Origin of the sequence: Mesorhizobium sp. M7A.F.Ca.US.007.01.2.1 (assembly GCF_003998165.1) — a bacterium.
GTDB lineage: Bacteria > Pseudomonadota > Alphaproteobacteria > Rhizobiales > Rhizobiaceae > Mesorhizobium > Mesorhizobium ciceri.
The window spans coordinates 1-2874 of the sequence record NZ_RZQP01000405.1 but is presented as its reverse complement, the minus strand read 5'-3'; the positions used below and the strand labels follow the sequence as shown (position 1 = coordinate 2874).

The following is a 2874-nucleotide window of genomic DNA, read 5'->3' as shown; positions in this document are numbered from 1 at the left end:
CCGCCAGCCGAGTTGATATGCTGCGCTCTTTGCAGAATGCAGGCGATCACGATCGCGGCAACTTCCTGGCCCATCACATGGCAAGCCTCCTCATAGGCTGAAGGCGACACGCCAAGGTATCCTCGCACCTGGGCGGCGGTCATCATCAAGTCGCGCCAGCTTCCGATCCCGTTGACGGCATAGTCGGCAATATCGGGACAGGCCCGCAGCACCAGTCCAATCGGGTAGCCTTTCGGCTTCTCGGGGGGGTGGGATGTTGGCTCGGCCTCCGCCCTGCTTTTTTCGAAAGCCGGTTCAAATACAAAAGCGGAGTCTGTGTTTGAATCAGATTGCTGCCGCTCATTATGGGACTCATTGCCGCTAGGATTCTTGGCATTTGTGAAGCTTTCCAGCATCTTGTTGACCGCTTCGTGCAGCTCTACCAGCTCGGCGACGACCCCTTCCAGCTCCGACAGGCCTGCCCGGCGTGGAATTGCGTCCACAATGGCCCGGAACCGCTTCCACAGCGTTCCCCAGTCCCCGGGCACATCCTCCTCGACAGCCGCCTCGATCAGCTTATGGATGTCGCGGCGGTGCAGCGTGATGCGCTCCCGCATCAGTCTGAGCGCCCGACCGTCGGCTCGAACCTGGTCGGCCGCCTGCTGAAACTCCGCTGCCCTGGTGATCAACGGGGCCAGGGAGAAGCCGAAGGCCTCCACCACAGCCCCGCCCGGCCCTTTGCGGGCAAATCTTTTGCCGTTGGCGCTGTCCCTGCGGATGATGAGGCCGCAACTTACCAGTTCCGCCAGGTTCCTGCGCAGCGTGGAATCGGCCATGCCGTGCGCCCGCAGCGATAGCTGAGCGTTGGACGGAAAGACCATCAACCCGTTTTCCTCGCTGATCTGGTCGTCTGGATAAAACGTCAAAAGCCCGCTGAGCACCGCCAGGGCGCGATCGCCGACGCCGACAATCGACTTGCCCTCGCACAGCCACCGATAAACCTGCCATTTCTCGACGACAGACCCCTGAGGTATCTGCCTTGACGCCGTGTTGGCTTTCACCAACGCAAGCGTCATCGGCCGCCGCCCGAAGGGCGTCGTCGCAAACCCACTCTCCATTTCCCTCGCCTTTCAATCAGGCAAAAGAAATCTGCTCGCCGAAATGGCGCCACGACTCTTGACAGTGATTCGGGGAAGTGCGATTCTCAGCTTGCTACAGACGAGAAGGGCTTCCGCGACGGCGACGTTCGGGGGCCTTTTTCTTTTGCGGTTTCAGTCTCCTGTTTTCTTGGCTGTTTCCGATTGCCGAAAAGCCTCGAAAAGCTCGTCCAGCCGATCGGTTATGAACGCTCCGAACGGCGAGGCTTCCTTGGCCTTCAGGGCAAGCGTAAACACTTTTCCTGTATCGGTGATCTTGGCTCGCACAGATCTGTCGTGCGGTGCCCAAGCCTTTTCCTGTGTCTTCGATGCTGCTGGCGCGCGTTTTGCCGGCGCGCTCATGAAGTCGAACAGACGCGCAAATCGTGCGTCACTGCCTGACGTGGCGAACTCTGGACTTGCCACATAGTCGGCCGCCCTGCCCGCGCTATCCGGATGCTCCATGAGCTTGGCGAGCTGCCACCATCTGTCCCGACCAACAGTCTTGGCGGCGCCAATGGCCACAATGACTGGCTCTGGAATGTTGCTGGTAACAGAACGCATCTTCGAGAAGGTCGTGTCATCGAGCGCCAAAGCCGACTTCACCGTGTCGGGCGTGTGGCCGCGCTTGAGAATGCGATCGGCAAACAGGGTCCTTTCGATGAAGGACAAATTGGCCCTTGCGGCGTTCTCTTGGCCCTGGGCAATAACATGATCCTCATCGCCCATCTTCTTGACGACCGCGCGTACTGGCCGTCCCAGCTGGCGGGCAACCTTGACGCGCCGATGCCCGAAGACGGTCTGAAAGCGACCGGAGAGCTCAGGATGAGGCCTGACCAGGATCGGAGAATCTTGGCCTCTTTCCCGAATGGCCGCAAGCAACTCCTGATATGCCTCATCGTCTTCGTCCAGGCGATCCGAAACGAAGGAGGTGTCGACAAATGCCGGATCGAGATCCACGACCGAGCTCTTGGAGAGCTCCTCGAAGGATTGCATGATGGAGCGCGACGCCCCGCGAACGGCATACCCGGATACGTCCTTCGCATCAGCCACTGCCGTCGCAGGGCCCAACACACTGCCGAAAATGTCCCTGCGTGCCATTTAACCGCCTCCAATCGCGGTTAGCGATTTGATTTCAAAGACAAAATTTCCAGTTTTTACTGCCGTAAACTTCGCCGTCATGACCGTCCCCACGCACGATGGATCAGCGTCGCGATTTCAGCATTGACCGCATCGAGGGATTCCAGTGCACGGTCGTAGGTGGAACGGGTAAAGGCCGACTTCTCCACCTCGTAGAGCGTCTGCTTGGTGAGACCCGCGTCCGAAATCGCCGTCGACTTCAACATCGGGTTCTCCAGGATCTGGCCGGCAAGCATGGACTGCATGAAGCCTACCATCTGCGCCTGCGGGATATCCGTCGGCTCGTAGCGTGTGATCAGATATCGAAACCAATCGAGCTCGATTGCCGCACCGGCGGCCTTGATGGTTTTCAATATGCCGCCGAGCATGAGCAGGAACTGGCTCATAGACATCAGGTCGAGCATCTGCGGATGAACTGTAATGAGAACCGACGTCGCCGCCGACATGGCCGTCAACGTCAGGTAGCCAAGCTGGGGCGGGCAATCAACCACGACAACGTCATAGCGATCGTCGACCTCCGTTAACGCCTTCGCCATGCGCGTGAAGAACTGGCGCCCGGCATTTGACGTCTTATCCTGCATGGCGAAGGCGTTAACGGAGGTCGACGATCGCTATGACG

General features: G+C 59.2%; 2 protein-coding genes and 1 pseudogene. All 3 read right to left on the bottom strand.

Annotated features, from left to right (window positions below; translation table 11 throughout):
- On the bottom strand, positions 1-1097 hold a 1097-nt coding region (repC, locus tag EN949_RS34360; RefSeq protein WP_127371956.1), incomplete at its 3' end, for a plasmid replication protein RepC.
- A 153-nt stretch (positions 1098-1250) separates the two neighbouring features.
- The gene (gene repB / locus EN949_RS34355; protein WP_013525329.1) at positions 1251-2216 is read right to left on the bottom strand and encodes a plasmid partitioning protein RepB; all 966 of its coding nucleotides are present in this window, start codon (positions 2214-2216) and stop codon (positions 1251-1253) included.
- 77 nt (positions 2217-2293) lie between these two features.
- Positions 2294-2839, bottom strand: a pseudogene (locus tag EN949_RS34350) (AAA family ATPase); the annotation flags it as partial.
- Between the last annotated feature and the right edge of the window lie 35 nt (positions 2840-2874).

Bases quoted from the DNA above. Each gene is read 5' to 3' on its own strand.
- repB (WP_013525329.1), bottom strand. From the start codon at position 2,216: ATGGCACGCAGGGACATTTTCGGCAGTGTGTTGGGCCCTGCGACGGCA.